Below are 24,649 nucleotides of genomic sequence, written 5' to 3'. Positions count from 1 at the left end.
CTTTGGATCGGGTTATCAATATGAAGGTGGATAACTTCTTTGACGGTTTCGAAGCCGTTGGGTTCTGACCAAGCCGAATTTCGTTGTTTTGGCGCATTATTTGGACAGTCGCTCCGATTTTGGGGTATATCCGGCCCTGTATTTTGCCTTGAATCAAGTAGAGTTTGTTTATTTTTGCAGCCATATTTTGATTGGCTTACCCCTAGAATGAAGAAGATAATCCTCGCAGATCAGAAACTCAACCAGTTGGTCGATGACATCACCGCCAAGTTGCTTCAATCTGCCCAAGACCGATTTGAGAACGGCGCCATTGATGGTGCCGGCATTACTGAATTTTGCCACCATTCGCAGGTAAATCAATTCATCTTGTTCCGCATATATCAAGATTGGAATGCCCAGATTTCTCAGATGGTGCATCCCTATTTTGACTATTCGGCAAATGAGGTCAAAGATGGTTTGCGCCGCTTTTTGAATTTGCTTTCGGGGCATATCCTGGTGAAACAAGCCGATTTTGAGCCTTTGGTGCGCCAAGCGGTGTACAATAGCATCAAATTGATCCTCAATGCCGAGGATGCGATCGGTCGCTTCTTTTTTCTGAATACGGATGCAATCGGGATTGATGTTTTCCGCAAACATGCCCCTTATTTCAGCAGCTTTGACTTCGTGATTCAGTCGATTCTGAAGTACCACGAAAAGAACAACCTCAACCAAGTCGAGCGTCAGGTCTTTTTTGAAAAATTTGACCGGGTCATCGAGCTTTGGGAGGGAAAAGAATCCCGCAGCATCAGCGAATATCAGCGGGAGCTTTTTGTCAATCTCACGGGTAAGGAAATTGACGAGGTGGTTGGTCGCTATCAAGAGCCGGAAAATACCGCGGTGGTCGAGGATTCGACCCATACCGCAGTTGTCGAGCCTGAGGCAGAAGAGCGGAAGAAGCCGGTGATTCGTATTCGCCCGGAGAACATCCAGCGCCCTGAGGAGAAAAGGGAAGAGCCGGTGGTACCGTCGCAGCGCGAATCCAAGCCTACCACACCACCGTGGGTTGAAACGCCCAAGCCGGAAGTGGAAGAAAAGGAATCGAGGCCGAGCAATCTGCCGCCTTGGGTTCAAGAGGAGGTTGAGGTGCGCAAACCGTTGGTGAGCACACCACGTGAGGAACCCAAAGTGGAAGAGAAGCCCAGATCCATCAATGAGGCATTTGCCAACCGCGAAGGAAAGCAGCCAAGCCTTGTGGAGCGCGGTCAGGAGAAGAAGGAAGGCGTTCAAAGCCCCAAAATTGAGGTGCGCGTGCGCACCAATGAGCCGCCAAGGGAGGAAGTTCGTCAGCCGGAAGTGGAGCAACCGCCTGTGAATGAGCAGCCTGTCACTCCCAAGAGCCTGTTGGGGAGCAGTGAGCGCAACGACGAATTTGGCAGCAAGGAACCAAGGACGCTGGTCGATAAATTCCGTCAGCAGGCAAGCCCGGTCGGCGGAGACGAAGACAGTGGCAAATCAATCAAAGCTGAGCACATCCCTGTACACAAACAGTTCCAATACGTGCAGAAGGTATTTGGAGGGAGCAGCGTGAAGTTTAAGGTTGTGTTGGACAAGATCAACAAGACCGAGTCACTGGAAGAAACCAATGAAGTGCTTGAGAAGTACGTCTTCAACGACCCCAATGTGAACCGCAACGACAAGGTTTCAAAGGAATTTGAAGCCATGGTTCGCGCCAGATTCCAATCTTAATGTTTGAAGTTTGAGTCCTTTGGCGCACTCGATGCGGGTGTGCGCACAGGTGGCGTAAAACCTCCGCGTGTATTGCCACCGCCGCTGAAGCTTGATCCGCTTGACAAGATGTTTGTGCGGTAGCTGTAGTGATTCATCATGATGAACAGCATCAAGCTGAATGCGATCACGGAAGACCCGCCATAGCTGAAGAATGGTAAGGGAATGCCAATCGTCGGGACCACGCCGATGCTCATCCCAATATTAACGACCACGTGCACGATGAGAATCGAGGCCGCTCCGTATCCAAAAACGCGCGCATAGACTGTTTTTGAGTTTTCGGCGACGTAGATCACGCGCACGACAAGCAAGAAGAACAGGAGCAGCAAGACCGTGCTGCCGACAAAGCCATGTTCTTCGCCAAATACGCAGTGAATGTAGTCGGTATGTTCCTCAGGTACGAAGTTGGCACGGGTATGGGTGCTTTTGCCAAATCCTTTTCCCCAGACTTTTCCTGAGCCGACCGCGACAAGGGCTTGAATGTAATTGTAATGCACCTTTTTCAGTGCATCGTCCTTTTTGATATCGGCATTGCTTGCAACCAAAACCCTGAAGCGGGCACTTTGATAATCCTTGACCACCTTGGTGGCAGTAAAGGGGATGCTCACCATAAATAGCAAGCCGACAATATGCCATGTGATGAACCGTCGGCGGAAGATGTACCAGTAAGAAGCACCAGCCAAAAGGACGAGCGGAACACCGAGGTAGAGCGGCAACCACTTTTCGGCACTGAAAACCAAGGAAATAAACCCAACCATAACCAGCAGCAACAATCCGAGCAAAATCAGCGGATGCAGGCCCTCACGGTAAAAAACCAGGATCAAGCTGCAAAAGACAAGTGCTGATCCAGCGTCATTCTGCGCCAAAACGAGCACCATTGGCAAGAAAACGATCCCAAGCACCGTCAAAAGGTCCTGCCGGTTTTTGAGGCTGAAATTGTACCGCGACATGAATTTGGCCAATGCCATGAGTGTCGCAACTTTGGCAAATTCCGTCGGTTGGATCTTGACCCCTCCGATTTCAAACCAACTCGCCGCACCACTGACCTTGGACACAAAAAGTACCGCCACAAGGGCAACCATGCACAATCCGTAGTAGATGAACGACACAAACTCGACGAATTTGGTGTCCATGAACAGTACAAAAATCCCCAATCCAAAGGATGCAATCAAAAAGACAGCTTCCTTGCCGTGGTAGCTGTTGAAGTTGATGTAGGAGGGATCAATGCTGCTAGAGGTGGAATAAAGATTTAACCAACCCAGCACGACGATGATGAGGTAAAGACCGATGGTAATCCAATCGACCTTCGATTCTCGAATGGAGTACTCAGTTGCCATCGTTCATGATTTGGTTGGGGTCTGGTTTTACCGCTTCGGGCTGGTTTTCTCGTCTGACGGGGCTAAACCGGGCATCGATCAATGGCTGCATTTTTGCAGGATCCTTGATTTTGCCTTTCAGGTATTGCTCCATCATAAAGGCGCAAATCGGCGCAGACCAAGTACCGCCAAAACCTGCGTTTTCCACGATAGCTGCAATTGCAATCTTCGGTTTGTCTTTGGGGGCGAATGCCATAAAAACGGAGTGGTCTTCGCCGGCTTTGTTTTCCACCGTGCCAGTTTTGCCGCAAACTGTGATGCTGTCAATGCGTGCACGGGTGCCGGTGCCTGCGAGCACGACCTGTTCCATCGCATCTACCACCACCTCATACTGAAACGGATTGCCTTGCGGGTCGATTTTTGGGTATTCCTTGGGTTTCCATGGGGTGCCGGATGCCTTTTCTGCAACGACAAAGTGCGGTGGATAGTACCAGCCACGGTTGGCGATCAACACTGCGATATTGGCCATTTGCAACGGTGTCATCAATATTTCGCCTTGGCCAATCGAGTTGGAGTAGATGGTCAATGCGCCCCAACCTTTTTTACCATAAGTCTTGTCATAAGTCTCCTTGCGGGGAAGGTTGCCTGGTTTTTCATCCGGAATGTCCACGCCGAGCTTGTGGCCAATTCCGAATGTGATCATCCGGTCGTACCAGCTTTGGTACGATTCGTGAATGTCCTTGAACTTTGAGTGATTAAGATAGGAATAATAAACTTCGGCAAAGTAGCTGTTGCAGCTTTGTTTGATCCCGTAAGACAGATCTACCGAACCGTGGGCACCATGGCAAGCAGGTTTCCCTTTGTTCCTGAACCACGATCCGCCGCAACCGTAGTGGGTGTTTTCATCGATGACCCCTTCCGCCAAGGCAGCAAGCGCTTGCACCATCTTGAAGATCGATCCAGGAGGGTACTGTGCGCTTAGCGGACGGTTGATCAGCGGTAACTCGGGGTCTGCAAACAGGCGCATGTAGTTGTTTCCCAAGTTGCTGCCGGTCAACTCAGACGGGTCATAGCTCGGAGCTGAAACGAAGGCGAGGATTTCGCCCGTACTAGGCTCGATGGCGACGATACTTCCACGTTTTCCTTGCATCAACTTCTCCCCCAGCATCTGCAGGTCTGCATCGACACCTAGTTTGATATCGGATCCCGAAACCGGGTTTTCATCGTATTTCCCGTCGTCATAGGACTCCATTTGGCGGTGGAGGTGATCCACCAATACCAGTTTGGAGCCTTTTTTCCCGCGAAGGGTCTTTTCATATTGATATTCGATGCCGAGTTTGCCGATCAAATCCTCGCCGCTATATGGATAGTCTTTGACATCGTCTTCCTTGATCTGCCGTTTGATGTCCCCTGAATCAATCTTGGAGAGGTAGCCCAAAAAGTGCGCGCCAGCCGGATAGTTGTACTCCCGGATTGGCCGGGTTACCACTTTGATTCCCTCAAACTTATACATCTGCTCGCTAAACCTGCCAAAGCGTTCCTGATCAAGCTTGGTGACCAAGGGCTGCCAATGATACCGATCGATTTTCGTGTACTGCTTTAAGGCTGCCCGAATCTTTTCCCGGGTAAGTCCAAGATGCTCGACAAGGATATTGGTGTCCGGAATCGTGATTTGGCTTGGCATGAACATCACATCAAAAATTGGGGTATTCTTGACGTAAAGGCGGTCCTTACGGTCATAAATAATGCCACGTGAAGGATATAAATCCACCTTCTCCATATCAACTGCCTGAGCCTGAATGGAGTATTTTTCATAAATCACCTGCAAAAACAGCAAGCGCACCACAAATAGGAGCAGGATGAAGGCAAAGCCTATCAGAATTTGAGTTCCCCTGTTGCTATTATTGTTCAACGCTTATAGTCTTGGTGAATCCAGTAAGTAAAAATGATGCACAACAACAAAGTATACAAGCTGCTGGTGATGAAACGTAGCATTGTGATGCCGAAATCATCGAAACCGAAGGCCTCCAACAAATGATAGCTCAACTCATAAAGCAAGACCATAGGCACCATATACTGCAAAAGCCAGCCAATCGGCTGCACCCTGATCATGGTTTCCTCGCTTCCCCTGAAGCTGGATTTGTTGGTGATCAAGAATACCCAGGCATTTCGCAGGCTCAACATCAACACCGCCGAAAAAGAAGAAATCCCGGTAAACGGTCCAAAGGACAGCAGGTCCACCAGCATACCTGCAAAGAATCCCATCAAAAGCAAGATTGGAAATGGCGTCGTCACCGGCAGGATCAGAAGGGAAACCAGAAATATGTGGGCAGACGCTGTTTCAAACAGCGTCAAGTGACGCAAGACCAATACTTGCGCCAGCAAATACAATACAAAAATTGCGGTATGCCGTAGGTAGAGATTCATTGTGCCGGTTTGTTTTGCTCAATGGAGTCGATTTCGGCCTGATGACTGTGCTGAACCAGAAAAATGTGGTGCAGGCCGCGGAAATTGGTCGCCAATTCTACCGTGATATCATAAAAGCCATCCTGTGTATGGATATTAAATTCGCTCACCCGGCCAATCATGTAGTCCTTTGGAAAGACCGTACTGTAACCAGAGGTTACAACCGTGTCGCCGATGTTAATCTGACTGGTTTGGGGAATGAATTTCAGCGTCGCAAACCGAGGATTGGTCCCCGACCATCGAATAGTACCCACGTTGGAATTGTGGAGCAATTTAGCCCCGGTCAAGAACTTGTCGTTGAGCACGCTCAAGGCAAGTGAATAGTTGGCGCTGACATTAACCACCTGTCCTGCAATCCCATCCGGCGAAATCACTCCCATGTCCATCACCACGCCTTGATTGCGACCCTTGTTGATGGTGATGTAGTTGTAATTCAGATTTACGGAATTATTGATGGCCACTGCAGGGATAAACTTGTACCTGGAGACGGGGATCAGGGAGTCAGGAAGTTCCAATTCGGTAAATTCCATCAACAGACAACTGTCTTTGGCAATTGAATCTGGAACCACCATATAGTCCAGGCTATCCGGCCGGCGGTGAAGTACAACGTTGAGCGAATCTTGCAAAGCCAAGACCTGACTTTGCAAGGCGGCAAGGTGCTCCTTGAGGTTTTCATTTTCAGTATTCAGGTTGAAATAACTGAAAATTGAGGACTTTCTTTCTGCCAGGGAACCCGACATTTCGAGCAACATCCCTTCAGAGATCGTGCGTTGCTTATGATTGGTGGAGACAATAATGATAAATGCCACAAGCTCCAGAAACAGGAACAAGAGGAAGTTTCCAAACCGGCCAAGAAACCGGAAAATGCGCCACATAGATCAGTTGCTCAAAAACGTATCGAGATGCGAGAAAAAAACGTGATCGCCAATGAAGTGCAAGCGGAATATGGAAGCGGGACTAAAGGTGCTGCAATTCAATTGGCAAATGCCTGCAAATCAAGTCATCAAAAACTTGAAGGTACCCGTGTTTTTGAGGGCAATTCCAGAACCTTTCACGACGGCACGAAGCGGATCGTCGGCGATGTGAATCGGAAGTTTGGTCTTTTCGCTGAGGCGAATGTCCAAGCCACGCAACAAAGCACCGCCACCTGAGATGTGGATACCGCGGTCATAAATGTCCGCGGAAAGTTCAGGAGGCGTGAATTCCAACGCCTTCAGGATAGCTTCCTCGATTTTGGCGATGCTCTTGTTCAAAGCATGGGCGATTTCGCGATAGCTGATGGAAATCGTCTTTGGAATACCGGTCATCAAGTCTTTGCCGCGGATTTCGATGTCCGCAGGCGGGTTGTCGAGTTCGGGCAAAGCTGCTCCGACTTCGATTTTGATACGCTCGGCAGAGCGCTCCCCGATCAGCAGGTTGTGCTGACGGCGCATATAATCCAAGATGTCGCTGTTGAATTCGTCACCTGCGATCCGGATGCTTTGGTCGCTCACGATTCCAGAAAGGGCAATCACGGCGATCTCGGTGGTTCCACCGCCGATGTCGACGATCATGTGACCGACCGGCTCCTCGACGTTGATGCCGATACCGATCGCAGCTGCCATTGGTTCTGGAATCAAATAGACTTCCTTGGCACCTGCGTGCTCGGCCGAGTCACGCACAGCGCGTTTTTCGACTTCGGTAATGCCGCTCGGAATGCAGATGACCATCTTGTGGTTGCTCGGCATCAGGCGACGGCCTGGATGAATCATTTTGATCATGCCGCGGATCATGTGTTCTGCGACCGTAAAGTCAGCAATCACACCATCACGCAACGGACGCACCGTTTTGATGTTTTCGTGCGTCTTTTCATGCATTTGTTGGGCCTCCTTGCCGATAGCCAGAACTTTGCCTGTCATCCGGTCAAGGGCCACAATAGACGGCTCATCGACCACGATCTCATCATTGTGCATGATAAGTGTGTTGGCGGTGCCAAGGTCGATGGCGATTTCCGAGGTAAAAAAGTTAAACAAACCCATAGTAGATCCCGCTTCCTAAAAATTAATGCCTAAAGTGGCGATACTTCGTAAATATCAAGCACATTCCGTGCTTTTCACAAAAATCAATCGTTTCCTGATCCTTGACCGAGCCACCCGGCTCTGCCAAAACTTCAATGCCAGCCTTCAACGCCAGCTCGGCACTGTCTGCAAATGGAAAAAATGCATCCGAGTAGAGTACGGCGCCTTTCAGCGAAAATCCGCGCTCAGCTGCCTTTGCAATGCTTTGCTTCAGCGCGTCGACGCGCGATGTCTGCCCGACACCACTGCCAATCAGCTGCTTTTGCCTTACAATCGCAATGGCATTCGACTTGAGATGCTTTCCGATTTTCTCCCCAAATATCACGTCAGCAAGTTCATTTTCAGTCACTTGCCTTGTAGATTTCGGCTCATATACGGAGGAATCGGTCAAAAGGTTGTCCTTTTCCTGAAAAAGAAGGCCATTGACGGCCGTTCGCACCGTATGGCGTGGTAGGTCGTGTGATTTGCGCCTTAGCAGAATCCGGTTTTTCTTCTGCTGCAATCTTGCCAATGCATCAGCTGTAAATCCTTCAGCAATCAATACTTCAAAGAAAATCTCTTGAATCGCATCGGCAACGTCCACATCCACGATGCCATTGCAGATGATGATGCCGCCGAAGGCCGATACCGGATCGCATTCCAAGGCGCGGTCCCATGCTTGCTTCAGCGTCGTTCCCAGGGCAACGCCGCAAGGGTTCGTATGCTTGAAAATCGCAAAACAGGGTTCGCCTTGTTGAAAATCGGCCATCAAGTTGACCGCTGCATCGACATCAAGCAAATTGTTGTAAGACAAAGCCTTGCCATGCAATTGCTCAAACTGCGCGTCCAAGTCACCGTAGAAAACCGCCTCTTGATGCGGATTCTCACCGTACCGCAAGGGACTCTTTTGTTGGATCGATCGCTTGAAGCTGCGCGGCTCACCCACCATGTAGCCGTAAATTTGGCTGTCATAATGGGAAGAGACGTCAAAGGACTCAGCTGCATAGTACTTGCGTTGCGCCAGTGTAAAGCAGCCTTCCTGCCTTGTCAAGGTATCCAAGAATTCAGCGTAGTGGTTGCGCGAAGGCAAGCACAACACGTCCTTAAAGTTTTTGGCTGCTGCGCGGATCAACGAAATGCCGCCGATGTCGATTTTTTCGATGATCGCCTGCTCTGCCGCACCTGATGCAACGGTATCCTCAAAAGGATAAAGATCCACAATCACCAAATCGATGCTTGGGATTCCATATTCCTCCATGGTCGCAACATCGCCGGCATCGGCACGTCTTGCGAGAATTCCCCCGAAGACTTTGGGATGCAGCGTCTTCACACGTCCGCCGAGGATCGAGGGATAATCGGTCAAGTCGGCCACGTCGGTAACCTCGATGCCCAAACCCTTGAGAAAGTCGCTTGTACCTCCCGTGGAAATGATGGTGACGCCAAGTGCCTGCAATTGCAAAGCGATGGCATCCAATCCGTCCTTGTGGTAGACACTGATGAGGGCGGTTTCGATCTTGCGAAGCGCCTGATTGGGGGCCTCCTGCACCGATTCGATCAAATTTTGAATCACTGTTGGATAGTGCGCATGTTCCAGCGCATGGATTTCTTGTGCCAAAGTGGTTGCATCCCAGTTGGGTTGCACCGATAGTTTCACTTGATGAATGATCTCACCCTGATCGTAATGCTCGTCGACATGGTGGATGGTGATGCCGGATACAGAGTCGCCATTGGCGATGACCTGCTCATGCACGCGACTCCCGTACATGCTTTCGCCGCCGTGAGCAGGCAGGAGAGAGGGATGGATGTTCACGATGCGGCCACGGTAGGTTGCCACGACTGCATCCGGCACATGCTTCAGCCATCCTGCCAAGACGATGAAGTCAACCTGATGCCTACGCAATTCTGAAAGCAATTCGCTTCCGCTTTCGTAGCATCTTTTGGACAGTACTTCAAGGCTGATGCCAAGCGCCTTTGCTCTTGCTACTACGCCTGCCTTGGGATTGTTGGTGAAGATCACGGTAACTGCAACAGAATCACTGCCTTGAAAGTGCTGAACAATACGCTCCGCGTTGCTTCCGTTTCCGGAGGCAAACAATGCAATGCGCAGCATTTCGGCAGCTTTTTTCTTTACAATCACTCGGTCTTGACTGCTGTTGTCAGCAATGCCTGCAAAATTCACCATAAACTTTCACAAAAACCCTGTTTGTGGATTATTTGACCGTGTTTTTTTTGCACCGCGCATTGTTGATTCCTGACTCCCATGCAAACTGCTCAATTCCAGTGGCGAATCGTCAAAAGGAGAAGGTGAACGGAGACAAAATTGTGATGCGCTTTGCTAGCTTTGCAGCATCATGTTACGGTAGTCCATCCTTCGACAAAAGACGTCTTGTACTTCCACCGCCACTGCGGTTGAATTGACAAGCGCAAACCTTTTTCAAGTTACATAACATTTTAAGATCGAAGGTCTTATGGGCGATCGGTTATTCGTGCGTGCCAATAAAACGGCTGCCGAAAAGCGAATGATCCAAATCCGGAGGAGAAGTAACCAGCTCTGGATTCTGGATCGTCATGAAAATGAAGAACGTGTGCCGTTGGAGGTGCCGAAATTCTGGGGATATCGCAGGCATTTGGTGGTGCGAAAAGATGTCGCAAGCCGGTCGGATGCACGTCGGTTCCTGGAATTGCTGCAGCATGTGCAGAAGGTGGAAGACGCGCGGCGCAAGGATTTCAAAAACTGGAATCCAAAGCTGAGGCGTTGGGAAGAATGGCGGCATACGCCTGCAAAATTGAATTCGAGGAGGTATGAACGCCTCCCCAACCACCTCAAAGGCTATTTTTATCAGGGCTGGGACCGCTATCAGCGGGTTTATTGCGTCATCGAACCCTGGGTATTTGAATCCCGGCGGTCCAAACTCTGGATTGCGCATCGCTTCATTCCCAACGTGGAACTCAAGCAGGAGATTGCCTATCTCGACGCGCTTGAAACACAAGGCTGTCTCCGGGAGCATGGCCTGAAAATCAAGTCTCCACGTCGCAATGGCTGGAAATCCATTCGCAGGGATACAAAATCAAAGTTGCGGGACCGTGAGCACCGCAAGGAAGTCAACGAAGCTTGGGAGGCATTTGCGCAAGGTAGGCTCGACTATGCACGGGGAAAGGAGGTGATGGACGATGCCAAAGCGTAAGTTTGACAAGATGAGAGACGATGAGGCCATCGAAAGGGAGAAGCGTTGGCGTAAGCAACGAATGCGCTCCCGTCGTGAGGGCAAGGAAGAAATCGAAGAAGGATTCGAGAAATGGTCAACGAAGCTGAGTTCGATGGAAGGAGCAGCCAATGAAGGATGAAAGACTGCCTCAGCTGCGAAGAATGACCGGCAAATTGCGGAATGTGCACTATTTTAGCAGTTCTTAAGTCGAATGTCACATGAAGAATACCCTGTTGGATCCGGACGCAAAAACCGCCATGATGGCGAGAATCGCGAAGTTGCAGCCCGATTCTCCTGCGTTGTGGGGCAAGATGAATGCCGCTCAGGTGCTTTGCCACCTCGCCGATCAGTTCAGGATGGCTTTGGGAGAGTTGCCAGTGAAGGGCGAGGCAGGATTTTTTGGGCGCACGCTGATGCGATGGTTGGTTTTGGCGGGAATGCCAGCTCCAAAGGGGAAGGTGTCAACCATGCCGGAGCTCGATCAGCTTACGAGCGGTACAAAGCCCACTGATTTTGAAAAAGACCGCCAAGCCTTGTATGCCTACATCGATATCGTGGTTTCCAAAGGGAATGAATACCCTTGGGCCGCCCACCCAACCTTTGGGATAATGGGTGAAAAGGAGTGGTGCCGAATGGGTTGGATCCATTTGGATCATCATTTGAGGCAATTTGGTGTTTAGGTAGCCCAATGAATTGTTTTCCAGCTTTTCCTTTTCTCTCGGGATCCCAGGGTGTTTTGTTGCAAAATTGCATATTCGGGGTCTACGTACTTATTTTGAGTTACAAAGATATCCCAGATTTAAATGTTGGAGAAAGAGGAGGCTAGTGGCCGGATTTTTGGTCTTGATCTTATGCGTGCCATCGCGATATTGATCGTCATGTACATGCATTCGATGTTTGTATTGCCGGTCTCTGTGCAACGGATTTTCAACCTGCCACTGCCTGCCATGGATGGCGTATCGGTCTTCTTTGTGCTCAGCGGGTTTCTGATTGGCGGGATTCTGCTGCGAATTCTGGAGGAACAAAATTTTGGACCCCGTGAAATCTTCCAATTTTGGATTCGCCGTTGGTTTCGTACCCTCCCCAATTATGTATTGATCCTCACCCTGGTGCTTGTCCTCTGCTATGCTTTGGGGAGATCCACCGACGAATTCACTTGGACCTATTACATTTTTTCTCAGAACTTGGTGGTCCCCCATCCGGAGTTTTTCTTTCCAGAGGCTTGGAGTTTGTCGGTAGAAGAGTGGTTTTACCTGCTTCTGCCTGTGCTGATTTTTGCGTGCTCATTTTTATTCAAGGAACGAAAAAATGCGGTGCTTTTTGTCGCAATCACCATTTTGGTCTTGCCACTTGTTTTACGAATGCAGCAGTACTATCTCGACCCGGAAGACAAGAAGCTTCCAGATATGCTGCGCAAGATTGTGATCTATCGTCTTGATAGCTTGATGTATGGTGTGATAATGGCTTACCTTTTCCGTTATAAAAAAGAGTTTTGCATCAAGTATAAGGATTGGGGTTTGGGTTTGTCCCTGGCGATCGTGTTCATGATGACAGTGAACATGCGCTTCCTCAGCAACGGAATCTATTACCGGGCAGTTTGGCAACCGAGTTTTGAACCGTTGGCAGGCATGCTTGCATTGCCTTTCCTTGCGAGTTGGCGATCAACCCGATGGAAGTATCTGGGAATGCCGGTGCGATTTGTGAGCACAGTATCTTATTCGATGTACTTGCTCAATCTTACTTTGGTGCAGTTGATCTTGTTGCCTATTCTCACCGGAGAAATGAGCCGTGCACTCGATCAGCAACCCCCGTTGGGTATTGCCTTTGTACGATTTGGATTGTTTTGGGCGATCACCTTCGTCCTTTCTTGGGTCCTATTTCGCTATTTTGAGCGACCCATGCGCGATTTGCGAGATAGGTTTCCACTGAATGCACGGGAAAAAGTCCCTCATGGAAAACAATAAGGGGGCAAAGCCCCCTTATTGATGTATCGATGTTTCCTAAGAAAACATGTCTTTGATTCGTTGAAAGAATCCCTTGTCACTTTTGGTGGGATTGGGATTGAAATTCGGACTCTCCTTGATTTTCTCCATCGCAGCTTTTTCGTCACGGCTGAGCGTCTGAGGCACCCAGATATGAACTTGAATCAGCTGATCACCTCGTCCGTAGCCGTTGATGATCGGAAACCCTTTGCCCTTGAGCCTGAAGATTTTGCCTGATTGTGTGCCGGGAGCAATCTTGAAGCGAGTTTTGCCGCTCAGGGTTGGTACCTCCACACTTGTACCCATGGCTGCATCCGCGAAGTTGAGCCAGAGTTCGTAGATGAGGTCGTCACCATGGCGTTCGTATTCGGCGTGTGCTGTTTCTTCCACCAAGATGATCAGGTCGCCCGGTGCGCCGCCACGTTTGCCTGCATTGCCTTTGCCACGCATCGTGATTTGCATGCCTTCGGTAATACCGCCTGGGATTTTCACCTCGAGCACCTCGGAAATCTCTTTGCGGCCTTCTCCGCTGCATGCAGGACATGCGGCTGAGATCACGCGGCCTTCGCCTTGACAGGTCGGGCAAGCACTGACGACGATTTGCTGGAAAAATCCTCCCCCTGCTTGACGACGCAACTCGCCGCTGCCGTTGCAAGTCGTGCATGTGCGGTAAGCGTCGGAACTGCTTGCACCAATGCCGTTGCAGGTTTCGCAGGTCGCGTGGCGTGAAAGTTTGATCTTTTTGGTAACGCCATCATAGATTTCTTCCATGGTCAAGGGAACCTTGACCCGCAGATCGCTTCCGCGTTGCCCACGTGGACGTTGCCGCTGCCGGCCGCCGCCGCCGCCAAAAATGCTTTCAAATGGACTTCCACCGCCGCCACCAAAGATGTCGCTGAAGCGGGAGAAAATGTCGTCCATGTTTACCTGCGTGTATCCGCCACCGTTACCACCCATGGCTGCGTGGCCAAAACGGTCGTATTGGGCGCGCTTTTGCTCATCGCTCAGCACTTCGTAGGCTTCAGCAGCCTCCTTGAACTTGTCCTCTGCCGTTGCATCACCCGGATTTTTGTCGGGGTGATACTGCATGGCAAGCTTGCGGTACGACTTTTTGATGTCGTCTTTGGGAGCGTCTTTGGCGACGCCAAGTACTTCGTAATAATCTCTCTTGGCCATGCCCTTATTCTCCCACGATTACTTTCGCATACCGGATCACCTTGTCTTTGAGGCGGTAACCCTTCTCGACTTGCTCCAAGACCTTCCCTTTTTTCTCGGCAGGGACCTCGATGCTGTGAATCGCTTCATGCAAGGAGCTGTCAAAGTCTGCATCTTGGCAGTCGATCAGGTTAAGACCTTCCTTTTCGAGGGTGCGGTGAAGTTTGTTGGTGACCAACGTAATGCCATCTTTGATGGATGACAAATTGTCAGTTTTTTCCATTGCTGTCAGCGTTCGGTCAAAGTCGTCCAAGACCGTCAACAATGCGCTAAGTACTTTTTCCGAGGCATATTCCTGCAACGAATCATATTCGCGGCGACTACGCTTTCTGAAGTTGTCAAACTCAGCCAACACGCGTAAATATTGATCGGTGGCTTCGTTTGCACGCTTTTTGGCAGATTCCAACTCTGCGCGCATGTCCATGAGCAACTGATCGTCGTTTGCAGGAACCTCCTCCACTGCCGAAACCTCGATTTCAGAGATTTCGCTCTCGTTATCAATCATTTCTGAAACTGATTCTGATGTTTCTTCCAAGTCTTTCTGGCTCATTTTTCTATATGTTTCTGTAAAACAACTTAGTTGCCATCCAACACACGCAGCTTTTCCCAATACTTGGATTCGTATTGCTGGAAGCTGAGTGCAACATTGAGATAGGCCTTTTCAAAGAAATAATGGAGAACCACCTCCATCTTTTTTGCATCCATATATCCCGGGATCACCAACAATTCATTCAACTCCTCGTCGAGAATCACCGTGGATGGAAACTGCATATTCCCCTCAAGCAAAGAGTAAGCCAATGTATGGTAGGGACTGCCAGAATTGCGGTGGTATGCCAGCCGGTTGAAGACGATGGTGTCATTGGATTCTGCATCCAACCGCACGGCATAAAAATTCTCGTTCAGATAGCGGATGATCCCCTTTTTGGTGTAGGTGTTTTTTTCCATGAGGTTGGACCATCCTGTCCATTTGGTCGAAACGTCGATCAGCACCATCTTCTTGCGTTTCGTGACCACGCGCTCCGCGTCGGCAAAGCTTTGCCAAAGCACAGCCTCCAACGATTCCATCAAGTTTGCTTGAAAGGGGGCGAATGGGGTGGGGGCCATTTCACTCATAGCACTGAAAGTCTTGATGATGAAGCTGCGGTTGAGCAAACGTTTCAATTCGTAGGCTGGAATCCCGTAGGCATAGTACCTGCGATCATCCAAATAGCCGGCCACTGCAAAGCCTACGACCTGATTTCCTTGAAAAATCGGACCGCCGGTGCAGTCTTCCATTTGCGTGGAAATCATCTGCGGCATGGTTTTCCCGAGGATGTCCTTGGTACCGGAAACCAGCGCATTTCCGAAAACCAATCGATGCTGATCTGCACTGCCAGTTAATTGCACGGTACTCCCATTGGCAGGAAAATTCAGCGGACTGAGGTTCGCAATCGTACCTTCAAGCGTTGGAACGGAAATGACGATCAGGTCTTGGTTTTCCTCGACGGACAAAAATCCATTGGAAACGTGCGCCTGTGTCTCGCCCGGTTTGAAACATTTGACTTCGGTGGCACCCACCAAGTAGTGGTAGTTGAGTGCGACAAAGCCCTTTTTGACAATTAATCCTACAGAAATGCTGATGCTTTTTCCTTGGGAATCAAACCCCTCGACAAAGACCAGTGCATTTCGTGGAATGCTGTCCATGCCACCTTCCAACGCCAAATCAGCGTTTGCCGCGTGGGAATTGCTGCCAAGTCCCAGTATCAATCCAAGGAGGGCAGCAAACGTGAAAGTGAGCCGGTAGAAATACACCATGAAATGTGGGCTGCCTTGATGGATGGCCCTATTCCTTCATGCGCTTGATGCGGGCACCTAGCGCGTTGAGTCTCGCTTCGATATTCTGATAACCGCGGTCAATCTGCTCGATGTTGTAGATGCGGCTTGTGCCGTTGGCCCCGAGCGCGGCAATGAGCAGGGCGATGCCGGCACGGATATCCGGACTAGTCATGCGGATGGCACGCAGCATGTGCTTGCGCCCAAGACCGATGACGACCGCGCGGTGCGGGTCACACAAAATCACCTGTGCACCCATTTCGATCAATTTGTCCACGAAAAACAGCCGGCTCTCAAACATTTTCTGGTGAATGAGCACACTGCCTTCGCATTGCGTTGCCACCACGAGCACGATGCTCAAAAGGTCAGGCGTGAAGCCCGGCCATGGGTGGTCATAAATGGTCAGCGAAGTACCATCTATATAGGTGTCAATCTTGCAAATCGATTGACGGTTCACGATCAAGTCGTTGCCGCGTACTTCCAAGTCGACGCCCAGTCGACGGAAAACCGAAGGAATCAAGCCCAAGTGCTCCACATCGGCATTCTTGATCGTCAACTGACTTTGCGTCATGGCTGCCATACCAATGAAGGAACCGACTTCGATCATGTCGGCCAAAATCCGGTGCGGTTTTTTGTTGCCGCCGAGCTTTTCAACGCCGTTGATGATCAGCTTGTTGGAGCCAATCGTGGTTTCCTCGATTTTGGCGCCCATGCTGTTGAGCAACTTGCAGAGTTGCTGAATATAAGGCTCGCAGGCGGCATTGTAGATCGTCGTGGTGCCTTCTGCAAGGACTGCCGCCATGATAATGTTGGCTGTACCCGTAACGGAGGGTTCGTCCAAGTGCATGAACGTGCCCTTGAGACGGCCATGGGAGAAGACCTTGAAATAGCTTTCCTTTTCGTTGTAGACGAAGTGGGCGCCCAACTGCTGAAAACCGAGGAAGTGCGTGTCGACCCTGCGACGACCGATTTTGTCCCCACCCGGCTGCGGCATCAAGGCTTCGCCAAAACGTGCCAACAGCGGACCGAGGATCATCATGGAACCACGCAACCTTGCAGCTGCATTCCGGAATTCAGGCCCGTTGAGCAGGCTGATTTTGACGTCCTTGGCGCGGAAGGCGATTTTTCCAGGTTCGAGGCGCTTGACCTCGACGCCGATGATTTCAAGCAGCTCGATGAGGCGGTTGACGTCGAGAATGTCAGGAACGTTCTCCAGAACAACCTTTTCCTCGGTGAGCAATACGGCACAAACAACCTGTAGTGCCTCGTTTTTAGCTCCTTGGGGCTCGATTTCACCCGTTAATTGGTGACCACCTTCGATCTCAAAGTATTGCATAGCTGCTTATTTGTACTTCTTTTGGGGTTGGACCTTCTTCTTTTTCTTTTTGGCGCCGTTGCGCGGTTGATAGGTTGCCGTGCTGTAGTTGGCCAATTGCGGCATCGTTTCACGTGCATACTTGTGGAAGCGCACGTCTTCGGGTTGGTAATCCAACCTGCCCTTGCTCAACGTTTTCAAGTGTTCGCAGACGATGAGCTCGGCATTGATGTCCTTTTCGGCGCCCTTGATCTGCATTTTCATGACATTGAGGATCAAGGCGACGAGCGCCATTTTTTCCTCTTCGTCTTCCATTTTGTAGGCTTGCTCGGCGAGTAGCTCGACGTTATGGCCGTATTGCAGGAAGCGCGAACGATGGGTGCGGTATTCCATGCGCGTCTTGGGGCGCGTGAATCTGCGGCTCTCTTCGGCACGGGTAAATTCGGCAGGAATATCCGCATCGAGATCGTAGTCTGCAAGGAGCATCAGGTGGTCCCAAAGCTTCTGCTGATAGTCAGCCTCTTCGGTAACTGAAGGATTGATATGGGCCATGATACGCACGATGGTGCGGGCCAATGCATTCCGTTCTTCGCGGTCGGGGAGTGTCTTACAATAGTCGAGCATCATTTGAACGTTACGTCCAAATTCTCTCAATTTCATGGGCTCGTCAGAGATCTTGTACTTCATGCTATCTTATCGTGTTGATTCGGGCGCTCAGGACCATTGCTGCTTATTCGCTTCGGGGCGCAATTGCCAGCAGCGTCATCGATTCCATGCCCAAGCGCCTTGGTTGGCAAACTTAATTCAAAATCTTCAGTTTTGCATACTTGAGCAGCAATACCTTCTGCCCGATGTCCTGAAAAAAGATCGTGGCTTTCCTTTCCTGCGCGTTTCCGTCGACGACGAGGACTTTTCCTTGACCAAACTTGCTGTGGCGCACTTCCATGCCGGGGCGGAGCCCATCAAGGTTGTCCCCTTCGAATTCTTCTTGAATGCTTGCGCCGCGTTGCGTGCCGCGCTGTGGACGCTGCGTGAGCGAACGCGTTGTGATCGGGATGCCTTGTTGTGCAGGAGCAGGCCCGCGCCCGCGACTCGGTAGCGCAAGATATTCAACATCGATTTCTGTCAGAAACCTGCTGGGTTCATTGTAGCTCAGGCTGCCGTATTTGTAGCGGCTTTTGGCGTAGCTCAACGTGAGCCGGTCCTTGGCGCGGGTCACAGCGACATAAAACAGGCGGCGTTCCTCCTCCAAATCTGCGCGGCTGCCCAATGACATGAAACTCGGGAACAATTCCTCCTCCATGCCGACCACAAATACACTCGGAAACTCCAAGCCCTTCGCCGCGTGAATCGACATCAGGGTCACGAAGTCGAGGTCGTCCTCCTTGTCATCCTGATCACTGTAGAGCGAAATTTCGGCGAGGAAGGCATCGAGCGAATGGGCATCTTGATCAGGATCTTCGGTGAATTCCTTGGCTGCGTTGAGGAGTTCCTGCACGTTTTCCCAGCGGCTCAGGCTTTCAATGCTGTTTTCCTGGTGCAATTCCTTGAGAATGCCGCTCTGTTTGGCGATGTAACTCGCAGCTTCGTAGGCATTGGCCTCCTTGGCCTTGATGCCGAATGTGCGGATCATCAGGACGAAATCTGCAAATGCCTTCCGGGCTTTGCCCAATTCGGTGAAGCGCTCGACCTGCATCAAAGCCTCCCAAAGCCCGAGCTTGGCTTCGTCGGCGATGACCGTCAGTTTGTCGAGGGAGGATTTGCCAATCCCCCTGACCGGGTAGTTGATCACGCGCAGCAGGGCTGCGGTATCTTTGGGATTGATCGCCAGCTTTAGATAGCTGGTCACATCCTTGATTTCCTTGCGTTTGTAAAAGCTTTGTCCGCCAAAGATTTTGTAGCGGATGTTGGCGCGGCGCAATTCGGTTTCCACGGAGCGCGACTGCGCGTTGGTGCGGTAAAGGATCGCAAAGTCTTGGTTGCGATAGCTGTTGCGCATTTTTTGCTCCCGAATCGCATCCGTCACGGCCTTGCTTTCATCCTGCTCGGTGTTGGATTCCAGGATTTTGATGAGGTCACCCGCGTCATTGTCGGTGTAGACCGTTTTTTGCAGCTGGTCCTTGTTCCGTGCAATCACGCTGTTGGCGGCCCCAACGATGTTTTTGGTGGAACGGTAATTCTGCTCCAGTTTGAATTGGCGCGCCTCGGGATAATCCTTTTTGAAGTTCAGGATGTTGGCAATGTTGGCGCCGCGGAAAGAGTAAATGGATTGCGCATCATCGCCCACCACGCAAACGTTGCCATGGTGACCGGCAAGCATGCGCGTAATCATGTACTGCGCGTGGTTGGTATCTTGATACTCATCCACCATGATGTATTTGAAGCGCTTCTGCCATTTGTGCAAGACATCGGGAAACCGCTGAAAAAGCTCAATCGGCTTCATCAACAGGTCATCAAAATCCATCGAATTGCTTTCAAAAAGCCTGGTCTGATAGATTTTGTAAATTCTTGCGATCGTATTGCTTTGTTCGTCGGTGACGTAGTTGATCGCATAGTCCTCCGGATCGACCAAGGCGCTTTTTGCGCTGGAAATGTGGGTGTAAAGGACCCTTGGCTTGAATTTTTTGGGATCCAAAGCCATCGAATCCACGACTTTCTTGAGCAAACTCTCGGTATCGTCGGTATCGTAAATGGTGAAGGAGTTGGTGTAGCCGATTTTTTCGGCCTCCATTCGCAGCATTCTTGCAAAAATGCTGTGAAAGGTTCCCATCCAGATATTTTTCGCCTCGGGCCCCACCAATTTGACGATCCTTTCCTTCATTTCCTTGGCCGCCTTGTTGGTAAAGGTCAGCGCGAGCACTTCAAAAGGATCTGCAAATCCTTGATCAATAATGAAGGCCAAGCGAAAGGTGAGCGTGCGGGTTTTTCCGGAACCTGCCCCTGCAATGATCATGACAGCACCATCCGTCGCAGCCGCGGCTGCACGTTGAGCTTCATTCAATTCGTCCAAAAAGTACATCGCAACAAAGCTACTGATTAATGAACAATGGAGAAACGAAGTTCAGAGAAGCGGACGGAAAATGGATACCTGCAAGCCAATCTCCGAAAATGAAAAATGGGGAATACCAACACCGGCATTCCCCATTTTCAGGACTTTTGGAGATCAGTTCTTGACCAATTTACCTTGCCATTTCAGACCTTCGGTGGTCACATGAACGAGGTAAATTCCAGCGCTCGCCTTTGACAAATCAATCTGAAGAAGGCTTTTGCCAGATGGATACGCCTGATTTTGGCGGAAAATGATCTTGCCAGTGATATCAGTCACGGCTACCTCCGTCTCTGTCGTGTTGGGCAGTTGCAGCTCAAGTGCCGCAAAACCATTGGTCGGATTGGGGTAAAGGCTGATCACAGTTCCATTGGGTGCAGTCGTGCCCACGAGGCAAGCGATGGTGACTGGAACGGTTACCGTATCACCGCCGCAGTCATTTGCAAGCACATAGGTCACATTATAAGTTCCGTTGGCGGTATAGGTATGGTTGGCCTGCCTGTCGCCGTATTTCCATCCCCAAAATCCCAACTTGTCGCACTTGCGATGCCGCCGGCATTGGCGCCCGTGAAGGCAATCGTAGGACAGCCTGAAGTGTCTGCAACAAAGCTGCCACTTGGCGAATTCAGCGTTGTGGCGACAAGGGTGTCTGTGGTCACACAGCCTTCCAGTGTCGTAACTGCCACGGTATAATTCCCGGCGGCCGAAACAACAATCGTTTGCGTGGTATCACCTGTACTCCAAGCAAAGCTGCTGCCAGGGGTATTTCCCGCATCCAAGGTAGAACTTGCACCGTCGCAAAGGAGTTGGTCGTTGCCCAAATTTACCGTTGCCGGGGTATTGATCACGATGGCAGCGGAGTCAGAGGCATAGCATCCTGCAGCGCTGCTCACCGTGACATTGTAGGTGCCGCTTGCATTGGCAACGATCGTCTGCGTACTGTCGCCCGTGCTCCAAGTGTACGTGGCACCGCCCGCGCCAGCATCCAATGTCAAGGAACTGCATGTACTCGTGTCGGCGATACTCACCGCAGGGACCGGATTTACGGCAACGCTTACGGGGGTACGTGGAGACGCACAACCTTCAGCCGTGTAGTAAACCCTTCCATTCCAGCCTCTTGGATTGTTGGTTCCGCCAAATAGTGAACACAGGCCTACACCCGCCAAAAGATTCATATCGGAGTTGGTATAATTCGTCGGGACTGTAAGTGTCGTGTAGACCATATTCGTTGCATAGATATAAATGGCGTAGGTCTGACCCGCAGGGATTGTGAGCCCGCCGACTGCCAAGCGCGTAGGTATCCCTGTTCCCGTACTCGTTGCGGATCCGCTGCCGAGCAAGGTCCACGCGGCGCCTGTCGTCTCAAAGCCTGTAAAAGTCCCCACCTTGTAATATACATCGACATTGACGGTGCCAGCATTCATATTCAGGTCAAAACTGTCCACTGTGATTTCGTTGTAGGCAGTGATTTCAAACATATTGCCCCCGCCACAGCTGTTGTTGTTGGCAAAAGTGGTCTCGAGTGAATTGGAAGCAACGCCTTTTGCCTCGACATAGTAAGTGGTGTTGGTGTTGAGCGGACCTGTATGAAGGGTATCGGCGTTGGCGAGGACCGTTCCGCCAAAAGGAGCATCGTACCAATAATTCGTGCCGGTGGAACTGGCGACCAACATGGTGCTGTCGCCTGCGCACACGGTGTCGTTGGTAGCGGCTGGAGCAGCAGGTGTGAGGTTGATGTTGCGTGTAGCAGCCAACGTGTCATTACTTAGCGTTTGATCTCCAGGTACTGCGCTGTAAACTTCGAAGTTGAGCACTCCACCTGGCCAGGTGTTAAGTGTGCCGAGCAAAACTGTGTCTGACTCGCCCAAATCAAGCGTATCGGTGTAGGTCGCCGTGAGTGTAGCCGTCAATGCGCCGGTGACATTGGCGGTCATGGGGATGTTGGTAATCGAATTTAATCCCTTGTTGGAAATGATCACGCTCACAACCTGCTGGCTGTCAGGGCAAATATTGTTTGCGGGGGTGAGAAAGGTGATCGGAGCGATGTCAATGGTGTCGGGCATATATTCATCGGCGCCAATGTCAGGGATCGTAGAGAAGGGATTCGGGCGAAGGTCATTGTCATAGTCTGAATTCACGCCAACGATGGGATCCCCACTGTCAAACAATTGCGCAGCAAAGGCATGCAGGTCTGAAGCTGGGTTGATGTAATTGGGATCTCCATCCTTCGAATTGGCATTGAATCCTGCACCTCCGATATAGGTGCTTTGTGAATAGGGCGCACTCAAATAGAGAAAGTTGGAGGATCCTGGTGCGTAGTAGTTATTGTAGTCCATGTTGGTGACGTAGGCCGTCGACGACACGTAGGCCGCCCATCCGGTGGTGGAGTTCCTGACGGAAAACGAATTGTTGCGGACGTCATTGCCAGAGCCGGAAAGGATATATATGCAGCGGCCGTTGCCTGCAACCAGACTCACCGAGTTGTGGAAAAAATCGACGTTGGTCGTATTGGTGGTAACATAGATGCCATAGGGCGTTGTACTGTTCAGCAAGGTGCCTCCGATGAAGTTGTTGCGCAACGTGGCCCTCGAACTTGATGCCCCACCTTGGTAATTGCCGTAGTAAATGTAGACGCCGTAGGCGCCGTAGTTGGTGACCCAATTGCGCTCAATCAAGAACCGGTCATTGTAATAGATGTACATTCCGTAGCCGGCCGTTGTGCCTGTACTGCGGGCGTGAATGTAATTTCCGCTGATGACTGCTGCATTTTGGGCATAGTGGCGCAATCCGTAGTAGTAGAATTCACGCAATTCGTTATTGAGTACATGATTGTTTTGCGCAAAGACTGTTGTGCTCGTCCCGTTGATCGCTACCGAGTAGTATCCGCCAGTAATCACATTTCCTTGGATGGTGTTGTAGTCCCCATTGTTGCCAAGCGTGGTTGGGGTCGTGCCTGAGATCGAGATCCCGCAAAAACTTGAGCTCGTTGTGGTTGGGTTGACGGTAATGACGCTGTTTTTTACAAAGTTGGAGTCAGAATTGTTGGTGATCCAAACGCCGTACCCATAGGTTGCACCATTGTTCACGATGGTCAAGCTGTCCAAAATGATGTTTTTGGTTCCGGTTAGCCGCACAACATGGCGATCGGTTGTGGTCGTATTGGTGAATTGAATCGTTTCCCGCGTAGCGCCACCGCTAAGCCTCACATAGTTGGTCGCATTGGTGCCCGCTATGGCACCAAACGAGATTTGTTCTGTATAAGGTCCTGATCCAGCGACAATGCGGAGGTTCACGGGTCCTGTCACCCCCGGTCCGTTCACTATGCCGCCGTCGGCGCGTGTGCCGGACATCAAATCGGAAACCGCCGAGGCAATCGTCTGATAGTTGCTGGCCGAGGCCGGCGCCCCCGAATTGATGGTATAGTTACCATTCAATGCCCCGTAAGCCATTCCCGTTGTTGAGCATAAAATGCATAGCAATGCAAGCAACAAGCATTTTGTAGAATTTTTCATCATTCCAATTGTGTTTTTGTAGTTCTAAATCCAAGCCGACAAGAAGATTCTGATTCCATGTGCGGCCAAACTGCGTAGCAATTCTGCTTTTGCCGACGCGTCAATACAATAATACGGATTCGGAGCTGAAATTCACCTTAGAACTGGCCTAAGAGATCTTAGTTTTTGAACAAACAAAGGCGGTGCCTATCTTTGGCCTCCTCGCCAATGCCATGGATACCAGTTTGATTGATCCGCAGTTGCTATTCCCGCGTCTCATCGCCGACCGTGCCCACGCGATTTATCAGCGTGATCTTGGACGACATATGCGCCTGTCAACTTCACAAGTTGTGGATCTCAGTAGCAAAATTGTCACCGTGCCCATGCTCGAGGATCTTGCAGTGCAATTCGTGCAGGACCGGGAGCGCGGATTCGATTTTGTCAGGGAAAATGACCGACAAGGCGATGAAGTTTGGGACGATATGGCGTTGATTCAGCAGGGCTTTCGCAATCTCAAGGACAGAATGGGCGAAGACTTGCAGCTGATTTTACTCGACAATGGATTGAGCAGAATCGCATCCGGCGGCAAATATGAGGCCTCATTTCTGCTGTTGAGCAACCTTTGGCTCACCTTGGAAGCCGAATTTGGAACGGAAATGTATGCCGCAATTCCTTGCCACAACCTCCTTTTGGTAGGCAAAGAAAACGATCGAAATGCCATCCTCGAACTTCAAAATGCGGTGCGAGGGGTATCACGATTCCCTCCTCAGCAAGGCGATTTACAAGCGCCTCGACGGTGAATGGCGCATCATCGCAACAGCTTTTTAAGTGAAAAGTGGTGAAAAGTGGAGAGTGAAAAGTGAAAAGTCCCTGAAATGAAAGGGCTAACCGTTCACTTTTCACTTATAGTTTTTCACTTTTCACTTTTCACTTCCTGTGGTTTTCGATGAGGTCTTTTTGATCGCTGAAGAGGATCGCGTTGACCGAGGCGCCTTGCAGA

20 protein-coding genes are annotated in these 24,649 nt (G+C 50.6%); 6 read left to right on the top strand and 14 right to left on the bottom strand.

Features of this window, described 5'->3' with window-relative positions; all coding sequences use genetic code 11:
* Positions 1 to 207: 207 nt before the first annotated feature.
* Complete coding sequence (locus IPN95_15100) at positions 208 to 1,725, top strand: hypothetical protein (GenBank protein MBK9450701.1); 1,518 nt, start codon at positions 208 to 210, stop codon at positions 1,723 to 1,725.
* Here IPN95_15100 and rodA read toward each other — a convergent pair.
* The 6 genes from rodA to purH form a co-directional block, all read right to left on the bottom strand.
* The gene (gene rodA / locus IPN95_15095) at positions 1,722 to 3,101 is read right to left on the bottom strand and encodes a rod shape-determining protein RodA (GenBank protein MBK9450700.1); all 1,380 of its coding nucleotides are present in this window, start codon (positions 3,099 to 3,101) and stop codon (positions 1,722 to 1,724) included. The two genes, IPN95_15100 and rodA, sit on opposite strands and share 4 nt — an antisense overlap.
* Positions 3,091 to 4,992 carry a penicillin-binding protein 2 gene (mrdA, locus tag IPN95_15090; GenBank protein MBK9450699.1) on the bottom strand — a complete coding sequence of 634 codons (1,902 nt, stop codon included), beginning with the start codon at positions 4,990 to 4,992 and terminating at the stop codon, positions 3,091 to 3,093. Before mrdA ends, rodA begins: the two co-directional genes overlap by 11 nt.
* Positions 4,989 to 5,507 carry a hypothetical protein gene (locus IPN95_15085; GenBank protein MBK9450698.1) on the bottom strand — a complete coding sequence of 173 codons (519 nt, stop codon included), beginning with the start codon at positions 5,505 to 5,507 and terminating at the stop codon, positions 4,989 to 4,991. Before IPN95_15085 ends, mrdA begins: the two co-directional genes overlap by 4 nt.
* Positions 5,504 to 6,421: a rod shape-determining protein MreC gene (locus IPN95_15080; GenBank protein MBK9450697.1), complete on the bottom strand. Its 918-nt coding sequence runs from the start codon at positions 6,419 to 6,421 to the stop codon at positions 5,504 to 5,506. Before IPN95_15080 ends, IPN95_15085 begins: the two co-directional genes overlap by 4 nt.
* A 120-nt stretch (positions 6,422 to 6,541) precedes the next feature.
* Entirely contained in the window at positions 6,542 to 7,564 is a 1,023-nt protein-coding gene (locus IPN95_15075) for a rod shape-determining protein (protein ID MBK9450696.1), read from the bottom strand.
* Between the two features lie 22 nt (positions 7,565 to 7,586).
* Positions 7,587 to 9,764, bottom strand: a complete 2,178-nt coding sequence (gene purH / locus IPN95_15070) for a bifunctional phosphoribosylaminoimidazolecarboxamide formyltransferase/IMP cyclohydrolase (GenBank protein MBK9450695.1) — start codon at positions 9,762 to 9,764, stop codon at positions 7,587 to 7,589.
* A gap of 286 nt (positions 9,765 to 10,050) precedes the next feature.
* Between purH and IPN95_15065 the strand changes: the two genes are divergently transcribed.
* From IPN95_15065 to IPN95_15050, 4 genes are all read left to right on the top strand, one after another.
* The gene (locus tag IPN95_15065; protein ID MBK9450694.1) at positions 10,051 to 10,767 is read left to right on the top strand and encodes a hypothetical protein; all 717 of its coding nucleotides are present in this window, start codon (positions 10,051 to 10,053) and stop codon (positions 10,765 to 10,767) included.
* A 10-nt stretch (positions 10,768 to 10,777) separates the two neighbouring features.
* Complete coding sequence (locus IPN95_15060) at positions 10,778 to 10,927, top strand: hypothetical protein (protein MBK9450693.1); 150 nt, start codon at positions 10,778 to 10,780, stop codon at positions 10,925 to 10,927.
* A 79-nt stretch (positions 10,928 to 11,006) separates the two neighbouring features.
* A complete protein-coding gene (locus IPN95_15055; protein MBK9450692.1) occupies positions 11,007 to 11,468 on the top strand; it encodes a DUF1569 domain-containing protein in 462 nt (153 codons plus the stop codon).
* Between the two features lie 123 nt (positions 11,469 to 11,591).
* On the top strand, positions 11,592 to 12,752 hold the full coding sequence (locus tag IPN95_15050) for an acyltransferase (protein MBK9450691.1): 1,161 nt from the start codon (positions 11,592 to 11,594) through the stop codon (positions 12,750 to 12,752).
* A gap of 36 nt (positions 12,753 to 12,788) precedes the next feature.
* On the opposite strand, the gene dnaJ is transcribed toward IPN95_15050, so the two are convergent.
* The 8 genes from dnaJ to IPN95_15010 all read right to left on the bottom strand — a co-directional run bounded on the left by dnaJ (position 12,789) and on the right by IPN95_15010 (position 23,670).
* Positions 12,789 to 13,946, bottom strand: coding sequence for a molecular chaperone DnaJ (dnaJ, locus tag IPN95_15045; protein MBK9450690.1), 1,158 nt, complete (start codon positions 13,944 to 13,946; stop codon positions 12,789 to 12,791).
* A gap of 4 nt (positions 13,947 to 13,950) precedes the next feature.
* Positions 13,951 to 14,490 (bottom strand): nucleotide exchange factor GrpE, encoded by a 540-nt coding sequence (locus tag IPN95_15040; GenBank protein ID MBK9450689.1) that lies wholly within the window; start codon positions 14,488 to 14,490, stop codon positions 13,951 to 13,953.
* Positions 14,491 to 14,561: 71 nt separating this feature from the next.
* Positions 14,562 to 15,779: a DUF255 domain-containing protein gene (locus IPN95_15035; protein MBK9450688.1), complete on the bottom strand. Its 1,218-nt coding sequence runs from the start codon at positions 15,777 to 15,779 to the stop codon at positions 14,562 to 14,564.
* A 28-nt stretch (positions 15,780 to 15,807) separates the two neighbouring features.
* Positions 15,808 to 17,133 (bottom strand): UDP-N-acetylglucosamine 1-carboxyvinyltransferase, encoded by a 1,326-nt coding sequence (murA, locus tag IPN95_15030; protein ID MBK9450687.1) that lies wholly within the window; start codon positions 17,131 to 17,133, stop codon positions 15,808 to 15,810.
* 6 nt (positions 17,134 to 17,139) lie between these two features.
* The gene (locus IPN95_15025; GenBank protein ID MBK9450686.1) at positions 17,140 to 17,799 is read right to left on the bottom strand and encodes a DUF4290 domain-containing protein; all 660 of its coding nucleotides are present in this window, start codon (positions 17,797 to 17,799) and stop codon (positions 17,140 to 17,142) included.
* Between the two features lie 112 nt (positions 17,800 to 17,911).
* A complete protein-coding gene (locus IPN95_15020) occupies positions 17,912 to 20,131 on the bottom strand; it encodes a UvrD-helicase domain-containing protein (protein MBK9450685.1) in 2,220 nt (739 codons plus the stop codon).
* A 144-nt stretch (positions 20,132 to 20,275) separates the two neighbouring features.
* Positions 20,276 to 20,689, bottom strand: coding sequence for a T9SS type A sorting domain-containing protein (locus tag IPN95_15015; GenBank protein ID MBK9450684.1), 414 nt, complete (start codon positions 20,687 to 20,689; stop codon positions 20,276 to 20,278).
* Positions 20,614 to 23,670 carry a right-handed parallel beta-helix repeat-containing protein gene (locus IPN95_15010; protein MBK9450683.1) on the bottom strand — a complete coding sequence of 1,019 codons (3,057 nt, stop codon included), beginning with the start codon at positions 23,668 to 23,670 and terminating at the stop codon, positions 20,614 to 20,616. The genes IPN95_15015 and IPN95_15010 overlap by 76 nt, the downstream gene beginning before the upstream one ends.
* A gap of 182 nt (positions 23,671 to 23,852) precedes the next feature.
* On the opposite strand from IPN95_15010, the gene IPN95_15005 reads away from it, so the two are divergent.
* Positions 23,853 to 24,449 (top strand): hypothetical protein, encoded by a 597-nt coding sequence (locus IPN95_15005; protein MBK9450682.1) that lies wholly within the window; start codon positions 23,853 to 23,855, stop codon positions 24,447 to 24,449.
* Positions 24,450 to 24,649 lie beyond the last annotated feature (200 nt).

The organism is Bacteroidota bacterium (genome assembly GCA_016718825.1).
Taxonomy (GTDB): Bacteria; Bacteroidota; Bacteroidia; order J057; family JADKCL01; genus JADKCL01.
This window is presented reverse-complemented; position numbering and strand designations above follow the sequence as displayed.

Excerpts from the sequence above, each read along its gene's own strand:
- rodA (MBK9450700.1), bottom strand. The coding sequence starts at position 3,101 with ATGGCAACTGAGTACTCCATTCGAGAATCGAAGGTCGATTGGATTACC.
- IPN95_15075 (MBK9450696.1), bottom strand. The coding sequence starts at position 7,564 with ATGGGTTTGTTTAACTTTTTTACCTCGGAAATCGCCATCGACCTTGGC.
- IPN95_15100 (MBK9450701.1), top strand. The coding sequence starts at position 208 with ATGAAGAAGATAATCCTCGCAGATCAGAAACTCAACCAGTTGGTCGAT.
- IPN95_15060 (MBK9450693.1), top strand. The coding sequence starts at position 10,778 with ATGAGAGACGATGAGGCCATCGAAAGGGAGAAGCGTTGGCGTAAGCAA.
- IPN95_15085 (MBK9450698.1), bottom strand. The coding sequence starts at position 5,507 with ATGAATCTCTACCTACGGCATACCGCAATTTTTGTATTGTATTTGCTG.
- IPN95_15040 (MBK9450689.1), bottom strand. The coding sequence starts at position 14,490 with ATGATTGATAACGAGAGCGAAATCTCTGAAATCGAGGTTTCGGCAGTG.
- IPN95_15020 (MBK9450685.1), bottom strand. The coding sequence starts at position 20,131 with ATGTACTTTTTGGACGAATTGAATGAAGCTCAACGTGCAGCCGCGGCT.
- IPN95_15035 (MBK9450688.1), bottom strand. The coding sequence starts at position 15,779 with ATGGTGTATTTCTACCGGCTCACTTTCACGTTTGCTGCCCTCCTTGGA.
- IPN95_15055 (MBK9450692.1), top strand. The coding sequence starts at position 11,007 with ATGAAGAATACCCTGTTGGATCCGGACGCAAAAACCGCCATGATGGCG.
- IPN95_15080 (MBK9450697.1), bottom strand. The coding sequence starts at position 6,421 with ATGTGGCGCATTTTCCGGTTTCTTGGCCGGTTTGGAAACTTCCTCTTG.
- IPN95_15065 (MBK9450694.1), top strand. The coding sequence starts at position 10,051 with ATGGGCGATCGGTTATTCGTGCGTGCCAATAAAACGGCTGCCGAAAAG.
- IPN95_15025 (MBK9450686.1), bottom strand. The coding sequence starts at position 17,799 with ATGAAGTACAAGATCTCTGACGAGCCCATGAAATTGAGAGAATTTGGA.
- purH (MBK9450695.1), bottom strand. The coding sequence starts at position 9,764 with ATGGTGAATTTTGCAGGCATTGCTGACAACAGCAGTCAAGACCGAGTG.
- dnaJ (MBK9450690.1), bottom strand. The coding sequence starts at position 13,946 with ATGGCCAAGAGAGATTATTACGAAGTACTTGGCGTCGCCAAAGACGCT.
- IPN95_15050 (MBK9450691.1), top strand. The coding sequence starts at position 11,592 with ATGTTGGAGAAAGAGGAGGCTAGTGGCCGGATTTTTGGTCTTGATCTT.
- IPN95_15010 (MBK9450683.1), bottom strand. The coding sequence starts at position 23,670 with ATGAAAAATTCTACAAAATGCTTGTTGCTTGCATTGCTATGCATTTTA.
- murA (MBK9450687.1), bottom strand. The coding sequence starts at position 17,133 with ATGCAATACTTTGAGATCGAAGGTGGTCACCAATTAACGGGTGAAATC.